At 33.7% G+C, this 16,823-nt stretch carries 14 protein-coding genes, 2 tRNA genes and 2 rRNA genes; 4 read left to right on the top strand and 14 right to left on the bottom strand.

Going from position 1 to position 16,823, the window contains the following annotated elements:
* Positions 1-181 precede the first annotated feature (181 nt).
* The 4 genes from FZC34_RS00410 to FZC34_RS00395 all read right to left on the bottom strand — a co-directional run bounded on the left by FZC34_RS00410 (position 182) and on the right by FZC34_RS00395 (position 4,795).
* Positions 182-2,982 (bottom strand): 23S ribosomal RNA (locus FZC34_RS00410).
* An 89-nt stretch (positions 2,983-3,071) separates the two neighbouring features.
* Positions 3,072-3,144: transfer RNA gene (locus FZC34_RS00405), tRNA-Ala, on the bottom strand.
* 4 nt (positions 3,145-3,148) lie between these two features.
* Positions 3,149-3,222: transfer RNA gene (locus FZC34_RS00400), tRNA-Ile, on the bottom strand.
* A gap of 56 nt (positions 3,223-3,278) precedes the next feature.
* Positions 3,279-4,795 (bottom strand): 16S ribosomal RNA (locus tag FZC34_RS00395).
* Together the 16S and 23S rRNA genes with 2 tRNA genes alongside form the textbook arrangement of a ribosomal RNA operon.
* 544 nt (positions 4,796-5,339) lie before the next feature.
* On the opposite strand from FZC34_RS00395, the gene rpsU reads away from it, so the two are divergent.
* The 3 genes from rpsU (at position 5,340) to FZC34_RS02840 (ending at position 6,170) form a co-directional block, all read left to right on the top strand.
* Positions 5,340-5,531 (top strand): 30S ribosomal protein S21, encoded by a 192-nt coding sequence (rpsU, locus tag FZC34_RS00390; RefSeq protein WP_246119069.1) that lies wholly within the window; start codon positions 5,340-5,342, stop codon positions 5,529-5,531.
* A 167-nt stretch (positions 5,532-5,698) separates the two neighbouring features.
* A complete protein-coding gene (locus FZC34_RS00385; RefSeq protein WP_187440050.1) occupies positions 5,699-5,998 on the top strand; it encodes an HU family DNA-binding protein in 300 nt (99 codons plus the stop codon).
* A gap of 43 nt (positions 5,999-6,041) precedes the next feature.
* On the top strand, positions 6,042-6,170 hold the full coding sequence (locus tag FZC34_RS02840; protein ID WP_281284192.1) for a hypothetical protein: 129 nt from the start codon (positions 6,042-6,044) through the stop codon (positions 6,168-6,170).
* A 503-nt stretch (positions 6,171-6,673) separates the two neighbouring features.
* Here FZC34_RS02840 and dcd read toward each other — a convergent pair.
* The 5 genes from dcd to FZC34_RS00360 all read right to left on the bottom strand — a co-directional run bounded on the left by dcd (position 6,674) and on the right by FZC34_RS00360 (position 11,332).
* Positions 6,674-7,249, bottom strand: a complete 576-nt coding sequence (gene dcd, locus FZC34_RS00380; RefSeq protein WP_148971498.1) for a dCTP deaminase — start codon at positions 7,247-7,249, stop codon at positions 6,674-6,676.
* Positions 7,250-7,728: 479 nt separating this feature from the next.
* On the bottom strand, positions 7,729-9,252 hold the full coding sequence (gene metG / locus FZC34_RS00375) for a methionine--tRNA ligase (protein WP_187440049.1): 1,524 nt from the start codon (positions 9,250-9,252) through the stop codon (positions 7,729-7,731).
* The gene (locus tag FZC34_RS00370) at positions 9,192-9,899 is read right to left on the bottom strand and encodes a hypothetical protein (protein WP_148971496.1); all 708 of its coding nucleotides are present in this window, start codon (positions 9,897-9,899) and stop codon (positions 9,192-9,194) included. Before FZC34_RS00370 ends, metG begins: the two co-directional genes overlap by 61 nt.
* 108 nt (positions 9,900-10,007) lie before the next feature.
* Positions 10,008-10,586 carry a dTMP kinase gene (gene tmk, locus FZC34_RS00365; RefSeq protein ID WP_148971495.1) on the bottom strand — a complete coding sequence of 193 codons (579 nt, stop codon included), beginning with the start codon at positions 10,584-10,586 and terminating at the stop codon, positions 10,008-10,010.
* 152 nt (positions 10,587-10,738) lie between these two features.
* Positions 10,739-11,332, bottom strand: coding sequence for a septal ring lytic transglycosylase RlpA family protein (locus FZC34_RS00360; RefSeq protein ID WP_148971494.1), 594 nt, complete (start codon positions 11,330-11,332; stop codon positions 10,739-10,741).
* A 37-nt stretch (positions 11,333-11,369) separates the two neighbouring features.
* On the opposite strand from FZC34_RS00360, the gene FZC34_RS00355 reads away from it, so the two are divergent.
* Positions 11,370-12,176 (top strand): RluA family pseudouridine synthase, encoded by an 807-nt coding sequence (locus tag FZC34_RS00355; RefSeq protein WP_148971493.1) that lies wholly within the window; start codon positions 11,370-11,372, stop codon positions 12,174-12,176.
* Between the two features lie 83 nt (positions 12,177-12,259).
* Here the strand turns inward: FZC34_RS00355 and truA are convergent, their stop codons facing one another.
* The 5 genes from truA to FZC34_RS00330 form a co-directional block, all read right to left on the bottom strand.
* Positions 12,260-13,000 carry a tRNA pseudouridine(38-40) synthase TruA gene (gene truA / locus FZC34_RS00350; RefSeq protein WP_148971492.1) on the bottom strand — a complete coding sequence of 247 codons (741 nt, stop codon included), beginning with the start codon at positions 12,998-13,000 and terminating at the stop codon, positions 12,260-12,262.
* A 220-nt stretch (positions 13,001-13,220) separates the two neighbouring features.
* Positions 13,221-13,892 (bottom strand): RadC family protein, encoded by a 672-nt coding sequence (gene radC / locus FZC34_RS00345; RefSeq protein WP_148971491.1) that lies wholly within the window; start codon positions 13,890-13,892, stop codon positions 13,221-13,223.
* Positions 13,893-13,902: 10 nt separating this feature from the next.
* Complete coding sequence (map, locus tag FZC34_RS00340; protein ID WP_148971490.1) at positions 13,903-14,670, bottom strand: type I methionyl aminopeptidase; 768 nt, start codon at positions 14,668-14,670, stop codon at positions 13,903-13,905.
* 501 nt (positions 14,671-15,171) lie between these two features.
* A complete protein-coding gene (locus FZC34_RS00335; RefSeq protein ID WP_148971489.1) occupies positions 15,172-15,702 on the bottom strand; it encodes a hypothetical protein in 531 nt (176 codons plus the stop codon).
* A gap of 95 nt (positions 15,703-15,797) precedes the next feature.
* A complete protein-coding gene (locus tag FZC34_RS00330) occupies positions 15,798-16,730 on the bottom strand; it encodes a hypothetical protein (RefSeq protein ID WP_148971488.1) in 933 nt (310 codons plus the stop codon).
* Positions 16,731-16,823: the final 93 nt, after the last annotated feature.

Raw genomic sequence — 16,823 nt, 5'->3', positions numbered from 1 at the left:
TTTTTAAACAAAAGGTTAAATAAGAACTAATGCAGTGATAAATTAGCATTCTACTAAAATAATATTTAATAAAAAACCATAAATCACAATCATCTTACTATACTAAAAAAAACTATATTTGAAGAAAAGAAAATAGATAAGATATAAAATTAATACATGTATATATAACAAACATTGCGCAAGAATCAAACCAATGGAGTATTAGTACTGGTCAGCTTCATCAATTACTTGACTTCCACACCCAGCCTATCAACGTGGTTATCTTCCACGACCCTCATAGGGAAAACTAATCTTGAGGTCAGCTTCCCGCTTAGATGCTTTCAGCGGTTATCTGGTCCATACTGTAGCTACCCAGCATTGCCGTTGGCACGACAACTGGAACACCAGTGATATGTCCACTCCGGTCCTCTCGTACTAGGAGCAGCTCCTCTCAATTTTCCACACGCCCATAGCAGATAGGGACCGAACTGTCTCACGACGTTCTGAACCCAGCTCGCGTACCACTTTAATTGGCGAACAGCCAAACCCTTGGGACCTTCTCCAGCCCCGGGATGTGATGAGCCGACATCGAGGTGCCAAACCTCCCCGTCGATGTGAACTCTTGGGAGAGATTAGCCTGTTATCCCCGGCGTACCTTTTATCCGTTGATCGATGGCCCTTCCACACAGAACCACCGGGTCACTATGACCGACTTTCGTCTCTGCTCGACATGTATGTCTCGCAGTCAAGCAGGCTTATGCCATTGCACTCAACAGTTGCTTTCCAAACAACTTGAACCTACCTTTGTACGCCTCCGTTACTCTTTAGGAGGCGACCGCCCCAGTCAAACTACCCACCATACACTTTCCCTCACCTGGATCACAGAAGAGGTTAGGAAAAACAAATATCAAGGACGGTATTTCAAGGGTGCCTCCACGCAAGCTAGCGCTCACGCTTCAAAAGCTACCGTCTATCCTACACATGATAATTATCTTGCCAATGTAAAGCTGTAGTAAAGGTGCACGGGGTCTATCCGTCTAACTATGGGTACTCCGCATTTTCACGGAGCATTCAACTTCACTGAGTTGGTGTTGGAGACAGCGGAGCAGTCGTTACGCCATTCATGCAGGTCAGAATTTACCTGACAAGGAATTTCGCTACCTTAGGACCGTCATGGTTACGGCCGCCGTTTACTGGGGCTTCTATTCATTGCGTGAACAAATCCTATTAACCTTCCAGCACCGGGCAGGCGTCAGACTCTATACATCAATTTTGATTTTTGCAGAGCCCTGTGTTTTAGATAAACAGTCGCCACTCCCTCTTATGTGCCACCTTAATCTGGTTTCCCAAATTAAGGTATCTCTTATTCCGAAGTTACGAGATCAATTTGCCGAGTTCCTTCAACACCATTCTCTCAAACGCTTTAGTATACTCTACCAGTCCACCTGTTTCGGTTTGGGGTACGGTCTATAAACTGATGCTATTTCCTGGAAGCTAAGCAAAGCAAACCTAATCCAATAAAGATTTACTTTACGTTCACTCCGTCACATTCAGCAGGTTCAGGAATATTGTTTTTACCTTGGAATAATTTCCAAGCCTGATTCCCATCGACTACGGCAAATGCCCTCGCCTTAGGGGCCGACTAACCCTACGCGGACAACCCTTGCGTAGGAAACCTTGGACTTTCAGCGAAAATGTTTCTCACATTTTTTTATGCTACTCATGCCAGCTTTCTCACTTCTGATACCTCCAGTAAGGCTCACGCCTACACCTTCACAGGCTTACAGAACGCTCCGCTACCGCGCTCTAAAAAAAGTCTACAAAGAAAAAATCTTAATAAACTAAATTTAAAGCACCCACGTCTTCGGTATACAACTTTAGCCCCGTTACATTTTCGGCGCAAAAAAACTAATAGATCAGTGAGCTATTACGCTTTCTTTAAAGGATGACTGCTTCTAAGCCAACCTCCTGACTGTCTTGGTTTTTTCACCTCCTTAACCACTTAGTTGTATTTGGGGACCTTAGACGGTGATCTGGGCTCTTTCCCTCTTGACCTAGGATCTTAGCACCCTAAGTCTGTCTTGCCATAAAATAACTTTTCGTATTCGTAGTTTGATTAGGTTTGGTAAAGATTTCTCCCCCCTAGCCTATTCAGAGCTCTACCCCAAAAAGATAATCATGACGCTCTACCTCAATAGATTTCGCGGAGAACCAGCTATTTCCGAGTTTGATTAGCCTTTCACCCCTAGCAACAAGTCATCCACACACATTGCAACGTGATATGGTTCGGCCCTCCAGTGTGTATCACCACACCTTCAGCCTGCTCATAGCTAGATCACTCGGTTTCGGGTCTTATCCTCTAAACTAAACGCCCTATTCAGACTCGCTTTCGCTACGCCTACGTCTAACGACTTAAGCTTGCTCAAAAGATAAACTCGCTGGCTCATTATGCAAAAGGTACGCCGTCACAAAGAAAAACTTTGCTTCGACTGCTTGTAAGTATTTGGTTTCAGATCTATTTCACTCCCCTTCCGGGGTTCTTTTCACCTTTCCCTCACGGTACTTGTTCACTATCGGTCATTAAGTAGTACTTAGCCTTGGAGGGTGGTCCCCCCATATTCAAGCAAGATAACACGTGTCCCGCTCTACTCAAGAAATTAAACTTTTATCTACCCATACAGGACTATCACCTATCTTGTTATTTTTTCCAAAATATTCTGGTTTAAAAGCTTAAAATACTGGGCTGGTTCGTTTTCGCTCGCCGCTACTAACGAAGTCTCAATTGATTTCTTTTCCTCTGATTACTTAGATGTTTCAGTTCACCAGGTTAGCTTTGTTTATCTATGTATTCAATAAACAATGTTGCATTGCAACGGGTTCCCCCATTCGGAAATCTATGGATCAAAGGTTATTGACACCTCCCCATAGCTTATCGCAGCCTATCACGTCCTTCATAGCCTCTTAATGCCAAGGCATCCACCAAACACCCTTTCGCGTTTGATTCTTACTCAATGAATGTTATATTTACTAAATTAACAATCATTAAATTTGAGAATTGTATTAATTTTATACTTTTTAAATGGACAGAAAAATGGAGATGGTCGGATTCGAACCGACTACCTCATGCGTGCAAAGCATGCGCTCTCCCTATTGAGCTACACCCCCATAATGGGCCGAGGAGGACTCGAACCTCCGACCTCACGCTTATCAAGCGTGCGCTCTAACCAACTGAGCTACCAGCCCTATTTTTTTGAAAGATAACACGCTAGCTGTAAGTATAAATAGGGTATAATCCCTAGAAAGGAGGTGATCCAGCCGCAGGTTCTCCTACGGCTACCTTGTTACGACTTAACCCCAGTCACCAACTCTACCGTATTTGATCGTCTCCCAAAGGGTTAACTAATCACTTTCAGGCAAAGCCAATTCCCGTGGCTTGACGGGCGGTGTGTACAAGGCCCGTGAACGTATTCACCGCAGCGTTCTGATCTGCGATTACTAGCGATTCCGACTTCAAGAAGTCGAGTTGCAGACTTCTATCCGAACTGAGACAACTTTTATAGATTAGCTCCAGGTCACCCTATCGCATCTCATTGTAGTTGCCATTGTAGCACATGTGTAGCCCAGCTTATAAGGGCCATGAGGACTTGACGTCATCCTCACCTTCCTCCGACTCAACATCGGCAGTCTCGTTAAAGTTCCTAGAAATAAATCTATTGGCAAATAACGACAAGGGTTGCGCTCGTTGCGGGACTTAACCCAACATCTCACGACACGAGCTGACGACAGCCATGCAGCACCTGTACAAGTCCAGCCAAACTGAAGAACGAACTTTCATTCATTCAAAACTTGCATGTCAAAAGCTGGTAAGGTTTTTCGCGGAACATCGAATTAAACCACATGCTCCACCGCTTGTGCGGGCCCCCGTCAATTCCTTTGAGTTTTAGTCTTGCGACCGTACTCCCCAGGCGGAGTGCTTAATGCGTTAGCTATGACACCGAACATCATATATGCCCAATATCTAGCACTCATCGTTTAGGGCGTGGACTACCAGGGTATCTAATCCTGTTTGCTACCCACGCTTTCGTGCCTCAACGTCAGATTCAGCCCAGAAATTTGCCTTCGCCTTTGGTGTTCCTCCTGGTATCAACGAATTTCACCTCTACACCAGGAATTCCCATTTCCTCTTCTGATCTCTAGTTTTCCAGTATGAAATGCACTTCCTGAGTTAAGCCCAGGGCTTTCACATCTCACTTAAAAAACAGCCTACGCACCCTTTACGCCCAGTCAATCCGAACAACGCTCGCTCCCCTCGTATTACCGCGGCTGCTGGCACGAAGTTTGCCGGAGCTTTTTCTCTCATTACCGTCATTATCTTCATGAGTAAAAGAATTTTACAATTTATAAAAACCTTCATCATTCACGCGGCATCGCTGGATCAGGGTTCCCCCCATTGTCCAATATTCCCCACTGCTGCCTCCCGTAGGAGTCTGGGCCGTATCTCAATCCCAGTGTGGCTGATCATCCTCTAAGACCAACTACCGATCAAAGGCTTGGTAGGCTTTTACCCTACCAACTACCTAATCGGGCATGAGCTTCTCTAATGGCGATAAATCTTTGCTCTTTAAAAACCAATCTAAAGAGATTATAGGGTATTACTTTTCGTTTCCAAAAACTATCCCCTTCCAAAAGGTAAATTCTCATGTATTACTCACCCGTTTGCCACTAAGTTATGTCCGAAAACATAACTCCGTTCGACTTGCATGTGTTAAGCGCGCCGCCAGCGTTCGTTCTGAGCCAGGATCAAACTCTCAAGTTAAAACAGAGTCCCAAGCAATAATACTTTAAAGTATTTACTTGGCTATCCTTATCAGCTAGCTTGCTATCTTTCAAAAAACACTTTTTAAATAGACTTCTTTCGTCCAACAGATGTATCTTCCTTCATATGCCAAAAATTGTCAACACCCTTTTCATCTTTTTTTTATTTTCTTCATATATCATTTTCCACAATTTGTTTGCGCTTCATACTTTTATATTAATACGCTTAAATTGCAACCTAATAAATATATAATTTACTAAGGTGTTTAATTAATTAGAATTATTATAAAAGAATTGGTGAGCGATTAAAATTTACCAACTAATATAATACATGTTAGATTTATGTTTTAAATACAGCAATTATGATCAATATATATGCTTGATGCTTAAAGGAATTGTACAATTGAAATATATTTATATAATTAATCACCTACTAATTTAGCTCGTTCTTTTATCATAAATGCAAAAATCACTAAAAATTTACATTCCATTTTGAATTAAAATGTATAATATGTTAGAATTTTCTAAAAGTGGAGGTTGTTAAGATGATTACAGTAAATGTTATTAATAATGATGTTAGTAGAGCAATGAGAGAGTTAAAAAAATATGGACAAAGAAATGGTGTTTTCAGTGAATGGAAAAATAGAAAATATAGATTGAAGCCATCAGAAGAAAAAGCAAGAAAAAAAGCTGAAAGAATTAGAAGAATTGCAAAACAAAAAAACAAAGAAAAATAATTTAAATTTACATTAATTTTTACTTTTATCCACCGTTTTTAAGCATGAAAGCACAAGAAATATGAATTTTGGCTTACATTATTAATAAAAAAAATAAAAATCTCTTTTTAAAAACATAACTTTGGTGTATGATACCTAAAGTTATACTAATTCTTAGGAGGAATAACATGAATTACAGCGATTTACAAAAAAAAATAGCAGCAAACTTGCAGATCAATATTGCTCAAGCGAAGCAATTTCTTGAGGCATTCAAAGATGTCATCACTGAAACTATGCTTAAAGATGAAATGATATCATGGACAGGATTCTTAAAATTTGATGTAAAAACAAGAGCAGCTGGAAAAAAAACCAACCCAAAAACTAAAGAAACAATATTTGTTCCAGAGAAAGAAGTACCAAAAGTCACTTTCCCTGATTCTTACAAAAAGCATTTTAATGATGCAAAAGAAACAAATAAAACTAAGTAATATTGTTTATAGTTAATTAATGCATCTGTTTTATTATTTATATATGAAGCAAGATGCGAAAAGAATATTAACAGTATTAATGATGTCTGGGCTAAGCACGGCATTTATTCATTCAGAAGATGAAAGTATCGAAAATTCAATGAATCAGTTACTTACAAATGATAACTCATAAAACTATCAAAAAGTTATGCATGTAAAGCCCTCATCGAGGCACTGAATGTTTCGTTAAAAGAAATATTTAAAGATCAATACATATATTACCTAGAAAAATATATGGTGACTTTGATTATAGTTGTATTTTGCTCATAGTATCTACATATACTTACCTCTATAATACTTTATTCATATATTATATTGTTATTTATTACATATGGTCATAATATACATAAAACTGTAGTTTGTTTGTAACATAATTTTATAAGTAGAAATTACTGAACAATGCAAATCACACATGTTTGAAATTTTGATATATTAGCGATAACTTTAATATAGTGGAAACCATAGTAATAATTCGTAATTAAGTAGAATGAGTTGCTAAACTTCATTAAACCAAACTACATTGTATTACATTATCAAATCAAAATGAACTCATAAAATTTCCGTGAAATAATTAAGATTTGAAAATGCTGAATAAGATTTTTAGAACACTCAATAAAATAACTAAAGTTAGAGATTTTATTTAACAATAGGAGGGGTTATTTCGATTTGGTGCATATATTTACCAGATCTATCTTTATAAGTTGTATTACATGGAGTAGATCTTACAAATATAAATTGACATGCTCCTTCATTAGCATAAATTTTTGCAGGTAATGGAGTGGTATTTGAGAACTCTAGTGTCACATGCCCTTCCCATCCTGGTTCAAGTGGAGTTACATTTACAATAATCCCACATCTAGCATATGTAGATTTACCTAAGCAAACTACTATTACATCTGATGGAATCTTGAAATACTCTACTGTTCTACATAACATAAAACTGTTTGGAGGAATTATACAATAATCTCCTTTTTTAGATACAAAATTATCTTCATTAAAATTCTTTGGATCCACTATACTATTATTAACGTTAGTAAAAATTTTAAATTCATCCCCAACACGTGCATCATACCCATATGAAGAAACTCCATATGAAATAATCCCATTTCCTCTATTTTCATCAACAAATGGAGAAATCATATCATGATTAAGTGCTAAATCCCTAATCTCATGATCAGCTAGCACTCCCTTTTGTTTATAAATTTCACTCATTTTAACTCCTCAATAAACATATTAAACCTATTATTCATCAAAATCACAGAAAAATACATAAGCACAATATGAATTATTCAACATAATCAAAGCAAAACACAATATGAGTTGTAGGAATAAAGTCAAAAATAATATAGGCAAAATAGGTGCATAGCGATATGACTACATAAGCAATAAATCATAGTATGAGAAAAAAAGATGATATAAACCTAAAATCTAGCTTATTATGGCATAATTAGAAAATTAATAATGCATATACAATCTTCCAATTCAATAGAAACCAATCTAAATAATTGTAATTACTATGAGAATTCTATCCATTTAAATCTATTAATTGAGATATCAATCAAATCTTGGAAATGCAAAATAATGTTTTTTAATCTATTAAAAACAACATTGAAATTAAGCATGATCCATGAACCCGCTATTTATTAAGTTCAGATCCACCAATAGATGGTTCATTAAATAATTGCTGAATATTATATACGGTTAAATAATCCTGATGGTTTATCTAGCGCCTTCTGTTGCAAAGGCACGAACCAATTTGATATTTTACAATCACACCCTATCATTTCTAGAATTTTCTCAGAAGATCCAGGCATTACAGGATATATAATCAAAGCCAACCTCTTTATGCATTCAATTCCAACTGCTAGTATTCTCTTTTTTTCTTCTGATTCACATTTCCATGGCGCAGTAAAGTCTATATACTGATTGGTTTTTACAATCACTTTTCTCACTTCTTCTAAATACACATGAATTTGTTGCTTTTTCATTGCTTCAAACGAATTTTCTAAGCATTCATCCCAATTTTTAAGCAATTCCAAATCCTGATCTTCCAAATCATTTATAGTTAAAGTTTCTCCAAATTCCTTCCAAGTAAATGCTAGAACACGTTGAACCAAATTTCCAATAACATTAACCAATTCTGTATTTACTCTATTTTTCATTCTATCATGTGAGAAATCTCCATCTTGCCCAAAACTCATTTCTCGCATAATACAATAACGTACTGGATCAATCCCATATTTCTCTATCAAATCAAATGGCTCAACAACATTTCCTAATGATTTCGACATTTTATCTTCATTAACTGTCCACCACCCATGAGCATATATCCTTTTAGGCATTGGGTATCCTGTTGATAAAAGTAAAGCTGGCCAATATATAGCATGAAATTTCAAAATATCTTTCCCAATAATATGGATCATATCATTAATCCAATAATCTACATTATCTCCCATTGCTGTAATATAATTTGATAATGCGTCGACCCAAACATAAATTACTTGCCCATTACCACAGCTAATTCCCCAAGAAAATCTAGATCTCGTAATAGCTAAATCTGGAATTCTAGCTTCTAACATACCAATCACTTCATTGTACCTAGCATTTGGCCCAATTAGACTCTTATTTTTTTTATAATAATCTAACAATTCATCATTATACTTTGATAGCTTGAAAAATGTGCATTTTTCTTCCATCCACTCCACTGGACTCCCAGATATTTTGGCAACTTTCCTTTTAGAGTTCTTTATATAGCGATCTTCCACTTCATCTTCAGCGTAAAATTGTTCATCACGAGTAGCATACCAACCTTTATATGAATCTTCATAAGTGTCTCCACTATCTAGTAGTTTATTCCAAAAATGCAGCACATTACTTTTGTGTTTTTCTGAGCTAGTTCTAATAAATGAATCATATTGAATATTTGCAACTTTCATTAATTGGTGAAATGGTGCATACATATCATCAACATATTTTTGCACTTCACAATTATTTTTCTGTGCAGATTGCTCTACTTTCTGCCCATGTTCATCTGTTCCAATAGAGAAGTAAGATTCACCAAAAATAGACATGAACCTATGTAGAATATCTACAGCAATAGAAGTATATAAATGTCCCAAATGAGGAGCTCCATTAACATAATATATTGGTGCAGTTATAAATTGTTTATCTGATTTAAATGATCTAAAATCAGATTTGACATAATCTGAATACAATTTTGTGATGCTATTTCTCCTTTTCTAAACCAACCGTAAGTCTCATTCACCTTATCCCATAAATTCTCAACATAAGCAAGTAACTGAATGTTGTGATTCTCAATTACTTTATACAAATGCTGTTTTACAAAAAGAAATAGCACTGTTGGATCAGAAATGCTCATTATATTTTGAATTGTTATGCTTTCTATTGAAATCTTATCAGTATCAGAGGTATTTTGAATATGAAACTTATAGCACCTAGACATAATTGTTAAATCTAGAATTGAGGTTGATGTGATAATTATCTGATTATATTGCGGATATTCTTCTAAACTTTTCAGAAGCGCGGATTTAACATTTTTGCTCCATTTTTGAGCATTTTTGAGCAATATCATTTTACGATTACTATAAATTGGGGTAGAGTTCAAAAAGTTAATCAAAGTCTTTATTTCTGAAATAGATTCTAATTCTAACTGTATTCTTTCAGATATATTATGATTCTGAAATAACTGATCACATGTTTCATGAATTACATTGATATCTGCGCCATAAATAAATAATGGCATAGTTATAGACTCAAATATCTTCGATAAATTCTGTATCTTCAACTTAGCACCCTCCTCCTTATATAATCCCTTATTTTTACAATTTATTAAACCATACATTTTTATAATTAATTGTACCTTTCAAATAGTGTTAGTACTTTAGAATATTTGCCTAAATGATTCCAGAGCACGCTAATATTAAAAATATTTACTATCAACCAAATTTATCTAACAACATAAGATATTTTCTGCTAAATATTCTCGAATCATAGATTGTACGGCCTTATACCCTATGTTTGTATTGTATGTAATCCAATTTTCTTGATCAAACCTATCTTTATAAACTGCTTTTACTCTATTGAAGAAATCTTTACTTTCTTTATCGAACTTATCTTTTGCTACACTTCTATGATTATCACCATCTAATAATATTGTAAGATCTGGCTTAGGAATCTTTATCGAGTCTGTCAATTTCTTCACTATATTATAAGGAACTTGCTTCCCACCATGTTGGTAAGCCCATGTTGATTCTATAAATCTATCCATCAGAATCCAGTGATTTGCTTGGATTGAAGGAATCAAAACATTTCTGATATGATATGACCTAATCAAATTAATTAACAATATTTCTTCTTCTCCTGTCATATCGTAATTCATCATTAAATTTCTAACGCTTTTCCCCAATGGTAAATTGCCAAATTCACTAGTACAAATATGTTGTATACCTCGCTCAAGTAAGAAATTAGCTACTCCTCTTATATGCGAACTTTTACCAACCCCATCTATACCTTCAAATACTATAAACATTAGAATATATATAACACTAAATTCAACCTGATACTATAAATTAAATTTAAATTCACCTTGAAATTATAAATTAAATCGCAAAAAAGACTATAAAAACTATAATTTATGATATTATCATGAATTATAAACTTTGTAATAAGCCATAACACTCATTACCATAAAATGTTTTTTCTTACATATTTAGAAACTAAGTTGTAAGGTATTTTTCCATCTTTTTTATGTGTATGCCACTCTTTGCGTAATTTTTCACTTGCACGCACTAAGCATTGTACACGCACATGTGCAACTCCCTGCTTTTCCATTCCTAAAACTTTTGCAGCTCCTCTAGATAAATCTATTACCCTATTTTCCCCTTTTTTGACGAAAGGCCCTCTATCTATAGCTAGTACATAAATATGTTTTCCACTATCAACTCTAGATACCTTCAATACTGCAGGCAAAGGGATTGTTGGATGAGCAGATGTCATATCCCATTGATTATATATAACTCCAATTGCTGTTTTTCGATTATGAAATTTATCTCCATAATAAGAAGCAATTCCACATTCATCTAAATGATAATGCTTTTGGCTTGTAATATTGAAATGCCCTTGGCTATTTTTAATAGTATATTGATATCCATCTTTTTTATTTAATTGAACAGGTTTCCTAAAATTTTCATATCTAGAAAATGGCTTTCTAGGCATATCCTGCCACTTTTGTATGCATCCGGATAAAATCAAGCTTAAAAACAAAGCATATAACACTATGATATGTTAATATAAGATAGTATTATAGTAAATAATGAAATTGAAATACAATGCAACTCCTAACATATCTATTAGGCAATGGTTTAGAGAACATTATATGAATCTAACTTACACTGAACTACAAAGACACTTAAGGATTAAAAATATCACATTAAATGGAAAGAAAGCTCCACCACAACAAATATTGAATGATGGTGATATTATCTATGTATGGGACAAAGTTGAAAAACAAGAGAATGTTTTTGATAACACAAAAAATACTATAGATGAATCAACAATACTATTTCATGATGAAAATATGTTAGTTATTAACAAGCCATATAATATATGTAGTCAGGGAGATAAGGATAATTCAACATTTTTGCAAGCAAAGAATTTTGCATCTCAAATCAATCAATATGCATATCCTGTGCATAGATTAGATAAATTAACTACAGGTGTACTAGTTTTTGCTCTTAATAGGAATACAGCAATGCTATTTTCTCAGTCCATCCATACTTGGGACAAACAATATATTGCACTATTACCTAGTAATGATTTGAAAAGCGGAACCATAGAAACATATGAAGATGATAAAAAATTAATCACAAAATATCGTACAATTGCAAAAAATGACAAATATAATATTGTAGAATTCTCCCCAATTACAGGCAAGAAACATCAAATCAGAAAACATGCAGCATATCTTGGATATCCTGTAATCGGAGATATGAAATATGGATCAGAATTTGATTGTAAGCTTTATTTACACTGTAATAAAATCACTTTAACTCTTGAGAAAGAATTCACATTCCAAGCTCATTTACCAAAGCATATGGAATATTTCGCACAATATATCTAGCATGATGTATTTATTAATAAATCTGTAAAGAGATATAGGTATATTATTAATCTTGATTTATTCTATATTGAATTATTATTGCACTATATAGAATATTCAATTTTCTCTAAGAAAAGTCCATTGGCTGGTGCAGTAGGACCAGCTAGATCTCTAGATTTACTTGAAATAATATTCCTAATATCTGAGTTTTTACGCCCCAACCCTACATCTACTAAAGTTCCAACCATAATCCTGATTTGATGATGCAAGAAAGATCTAGCTATAAAATATATACTAATAATATCTCTTTTCACTTCAAAATTAATTTCATCAATACTTCGTTCTGCTGATAATGCTTGACAATTATTATCTCTAAAACTTGTAAAATCATGTTTGCCTAAAAGAAATTGAGCTGCATTACGCATTTCATCAATATTTAATTTATAAACCATCCTCCAATTATTTGGACTTAATACATTAGGGTAATCACGGATACATATATCATACCTATATGTCTTCATTTTTGCTTCGAATCTAGCATGAAAATCATTAGGAACAGGCTCAACATTCTGTATTGCAACTTTATGATCTCCTAAATGAAAATTAATCCCACGCTTTAAGCTCACTAAAGGGTATTCTCTTAAGAAATCTGCATGTGCAACTTGACCATAAGCATGTACTCCTTTATCTGTCCTACCTGCACCATGAAATATAATATGAGATTGAGATAGTTTAAATGCTGCTTCTGATAAAATTGATTGAATAGATACTTTATCAGGCTGTAATTGCCACCCTACCTCTGCAGCTGATCCATCATACTCAATTGTAAACTTATACCTAAACATTACAGCTATTCTAATCTTTTATTCACAATCCATATAGGGAGAATTCATTCATATAGAGCAAACTCAATATACTTATGAAATAAAAATTATGCCTCTATTATCAAAATCTAAGCATGCTTTGCTATAGCATCTGCGCATCATTATAATATAAATGTTTGGCTGCAAATCATTACTAAAATATAAATACTATTTATCCTATTATGCTATACAATCTATTTATCTATAAAAGATTATTTTCTCTCATTGAAAAGCATCCACCTTTGCTAATAATCAGATGGTCATGTAAATTTATATTCATCATATTCGCTATATCACGTAATTGATATGTCACAGTAATATCTGCATTAGATGGAGAGCAATTTCCACTAGGATGGTTATGAACTAAAATAATTGCTGATGCTCCTAAATCCAAAGATTTTTGTATCACTTCTCTTGGGTAAATAGGAGCATGATCTATTGTGCCTGTTTGCTGCACTTCATCTTTAATCAGTACATTTTTCTTATTAAGAAATAATACACGAAATTGCTCTTTAGGAAGGTGTGCCATACGTGCTTTACAGTAATCCAAGACTTTATCTCCAGTATTCAAAATAGGGCCACTTGATAAATCTTCCTTCAGCAATCTACATAATGATTCATGTACTATTTTAAGCATCGTTACAGAAGTTGGCCCCATTCCTGTAATCTGCTGCAATTTACTTGTTTCTGCACTTATAACAGCACTGAAACTTCTAAAATATGCAATTAAATCTTTCGCTAAAGGCTTAACATCTTTCCTTGGCTGAGCCATTTGTAGTAATAGTTCAATTAATTCATAATCAGAAAATTTCGAATGATCAGACTCTAAAAATTTTTCTCTTAAGCGTTTTCTATGTCCAACTTTATAATCCATTTCACACCTATCAAGTCAAAATATGTATTTTATCATCATAACCAACAAATAAAGTATGCTCAAATTGAGCTGCATAGCTTTTATCTTTAGTAACCATTGTCCATCCATCTTTCATCTGCTTTACATGAGGTGAACCACAAGAAATAATTGGTTCTATAGTAAAGAACATACCAGGTTCGATCGGAGATGTTTGATTATTTACTGCAAAATGCAAAACTAATGGCTCTTCATGCATATTACGACCTATCCCATGACCACAAAACTCTTTAACCAAACAATATCCTTCCTGTGATGCAACATATTTCTCAACAGCAACACCTATATCATTAAAACATCCATTAGCTTTGACGGAATTAATCCCTACATACATAGCTTCTTCTGCAATTTTCACTAAATCTTTATGCTGTTTTGAAAGCTCACCCACAGCAAATGTACGGCTAGTATCTCCATGCCATCCACCTACTTCAACAACTACATCTAAATTTACGATGTCTCCACTTTTAAGTTGTGTATTATTTGGTATCCCATGACAAGCCACTTCATTTATTGATATACATAAAGATGCAGGGAATCCTTTATATCCTTTACAAGTAGGCACTCCCCCATTTTTCCTCACAAATTCTTCACACATTTGGTCAATATATTTTGTTGTAACTCCTGGCTTAACGAAGCTCTCTAAATAATCTAAGGTAGCAGATGCTAAACCACATGCTATACGCATTTTATCCAAACTATTCTCATCATAAACTTTCACACCAAACTTATTTTTTATAACCATTGTCACAATGATATCAAATCCATAAAACAAAAAATAGTTATCGCAATAGATTATAGTAATACAAGTAAATTATAACAGTAGAAATCAGAGCTCTTCTTACAATTCATAATGAATAAAATATAACACTCTTTACTATATATATTTTCCAATTCTGATTTACTGCATAAGTTTTGCTACTTCACCATCTCAACAAGCTTAACTATTTACTTAGTCATAATATAGAATATATTTAATTGCAAATAATTATGCCTTACCTCAAATGAAAACCTACTACTGTGTTTAGTTTGTTTATAATAATATACACCATATTGATGCACGCTTACTATACTGACAATAAATCAATCAATTAATGGATCATAATCCAGTAGATCAATCAAGTAATAATATTTTGGTGAGTTAATAAACAAATCGTATAGATATTAAAACGATTAGCATTTATCAATAGATTTCAAGTAAAATAAGAGCTATACAGCATAACATTCTAAAGAAATATCACTAAAATCAATGTGTTGATTGTTTGATTTTACTTTTAGAACAGTAGTCGTATATAATATTTAGACCTTCTTTGAAAGTATTGATATAATTAAATCCAATAGGTTTGTTTTTTACTAAAACATTATAAATCACTTCATCAATCTCTTTTGATGTATTAAATAAAATAGCTCTTACCCTCAACCATCTTTTAAGTAGTTTTTGATTATCTTTTGTAAATGTTTTATGATTAGTACCGGCATTAGATAAATTAACCATTAGAGAAGATGTTTTCCTGCCAGAACAATCCATTAATCCAAGAGCTTTATAAGATAATTCCTCATAAAACCTTGCAGCTTCATACTCTTCTTGATTGATTTTCTTTAAAGAGTACATTGAAGAAAGCAGATTAATAGGCATATTGGTATCTTGCAACCCAAATTCCAGTTTTTTCTTAATAATTTCGTGAGTAGGCCCAACATGAACTTTAGAAATTTTAGGCCTACCACGTGGAATGGCAGACCTACTTAAATATCTCTTTTTTAAAACAGCAACACTCATTTAACGCCCTTCAAAATTATAATACAACATATTAACAAAAGATCTCAACTAAAAATTTAACTAAAGCTCTCAACCAGCTTAATTGATTCTTTAAATCAAGCTATATTTGCAGGCTTTTCTTCCTCTAATAATCCGTCTTTATTATATTTTTTCACACCAATCTCTTTAGCATGCTTATTGATTTCTTCTTTGATTTTTCCTACAATTACTGCTTTTTTCAATTGCTCTTTTATGCTTTCCATTTCTGGTTTCTTTTCATTAGATACTTTTTTCACTAGAACAACTGCATATTTTCCTTCTAGTTTTGACTTATCATCAAACTTAATCACATTAGTCAAATTTCCTGCTTTAGTAGATTGAATATTATCCATCATATTCTTTCCATATACAGATTCAATTTCACGCTCATTCATAGAAAAATGGCCTTTTGATTCAGAAAAGTCTGTAATTGAATGTGCGTTCCCTAATGAAATAAATGTATCATCAATTGATTTTGATTTATCTCTATTATTCATTATCTTCAGAACTCCATCTGCATCACTTTTATTTTTCAAAACAATCATGGTTCCATCATATTTTTTAATATTTGGAATTTTTCCAATTACTTCATCATATTTATCTTTTAAATCTTTATCAGAGGGAACTATTTGCTTTGCTCTTTCTTCTCTGTAAATTTGATTGGACACTGCTTTTTTAGCATCTGCAAATCTTTTAATATAAGCAGCATTAGATTCATATCCTTTATCTTTAGACATGAAAAATAATACTTCTTCATCAATAATTTGTTCTCTGATTTTTGCAATTAAGTCTTGTAAAATTTGTGGGTTTTTCTGAGTCAATTGAGCAATTTGATTGGGAGATATGCCTTGCATAGCAAATACTTTATATAGATTAGATACTATATCCTTATAATTAATCTTTACAGACTTGTTAGTTTTAGTACCAACTACAGCAACATTCTTCTCTTGCGCAACATCTGATCCAATGCTCAAAACAAAAAATGATAATAAAATCCCTCTTAAAAACATCTCAATCCTCCTATGAATATATTTATATAATCATACTACTTAAAATATATTTTGGGAATGTTGATCACGTAATGATTCTGATATTTACTACAT

Source organism: Candidatus Cytomitobacter primus (assembly GCF_008189405.1).
GTDB classification, from domain to species: domain Bacteria; phylum Pseudomonadota; class Alphaproteobacteria; order CAJXXZ01; family 1604HC; genus Cytomitobacter; species Cytomitobacter primus.
The sequence above is the reverse complement of the archived record's forward strand: the minus strand, read 5'-3'. Positions and strand labels throughout refer to the sequence as shown.

Bases quoted from the DNA above. Each gene is read 5' to 3' on its own strand.
- tmk (WP_148971495.1), bottom strand. From the start codon at position 10,586: ATGTTTATAGTATTTGAAGGTATAGATGGGGTTGGTAAAAGTTCGCAT.
- FZC34_RS00370 (WP_148971496.1), bottom strand. From the start codon at position 9,899: ATGTATGGTTTAATAAATTGTAAAAATAAGGGATTATATAAGGAGGAG.
- FZC34_RS02840 (WP_281284192.1), top strand. From the start codon at position 6,042: ATGAAGCAAGATGCGAAAAGAATATTAACAGTATTAATGATGTCTGGG.
- FZC34_RS00330 (WP_148971488.1), bottom strand. From the start codon at position 16,730: ATGTTTTTAAGAGGGATTTTATTATCATTTTTTGTTTTGAGCATTGGA.
- rpsU (WP_246119069.1), top strand. From the start codon at position 5,340: ATGATTACAGTAAATGTTATTAATAATGATGTTAGTAGAGCAATGAGA.
- FZC34_RS00355 (WP_148971493.1), top strand. From the start codon at position 11,370: ATGAAATTGAAATACAATGCAACTCCTAACATATCTATTAGGCAATGG.
- radC (WP_148971491.1), bottom strand. From the start codon at position 13,892: ATGGATTATAAAGTTGGACATAGAAAACGCTTAAGAGAAAAATTTTTA.
- FZC34_RS00385 (WP_187440050.1), top strand. From the start codon at position 5,699: ATGAATTACAGCGATTTACAAAAAAAAATAGCAGCAAACTTGCAGATC.
- map (WP_148971490.1), bottom strand. From the start codon at position 14,670: ATGGTTATAAAAAATAAGTTTGGTGTGAAAGTTTATGATGAGAATAGT.
- dcd (WP_148971498.1), bottom strand. From the start codon at position 7,249: ATGAGTGAAATTTATAAACAAAAGGGAGTGCTAGCTGATCATGAGATT.
- truA (WP_148971492.1), bottom strand. From the start codon at position 13,000: ATGTTTAGGTATAAGTTTACAATTGAGTATGATGGATCAGCTGCAGAG.
- FZC34_RS00335 (WP_148971489.1), bottom strand. From the start codon at position 15,702: ATGAGTGTTGCTGTTTTAAAAAAGAGATATTTAAGTAGGTCTGCCATT.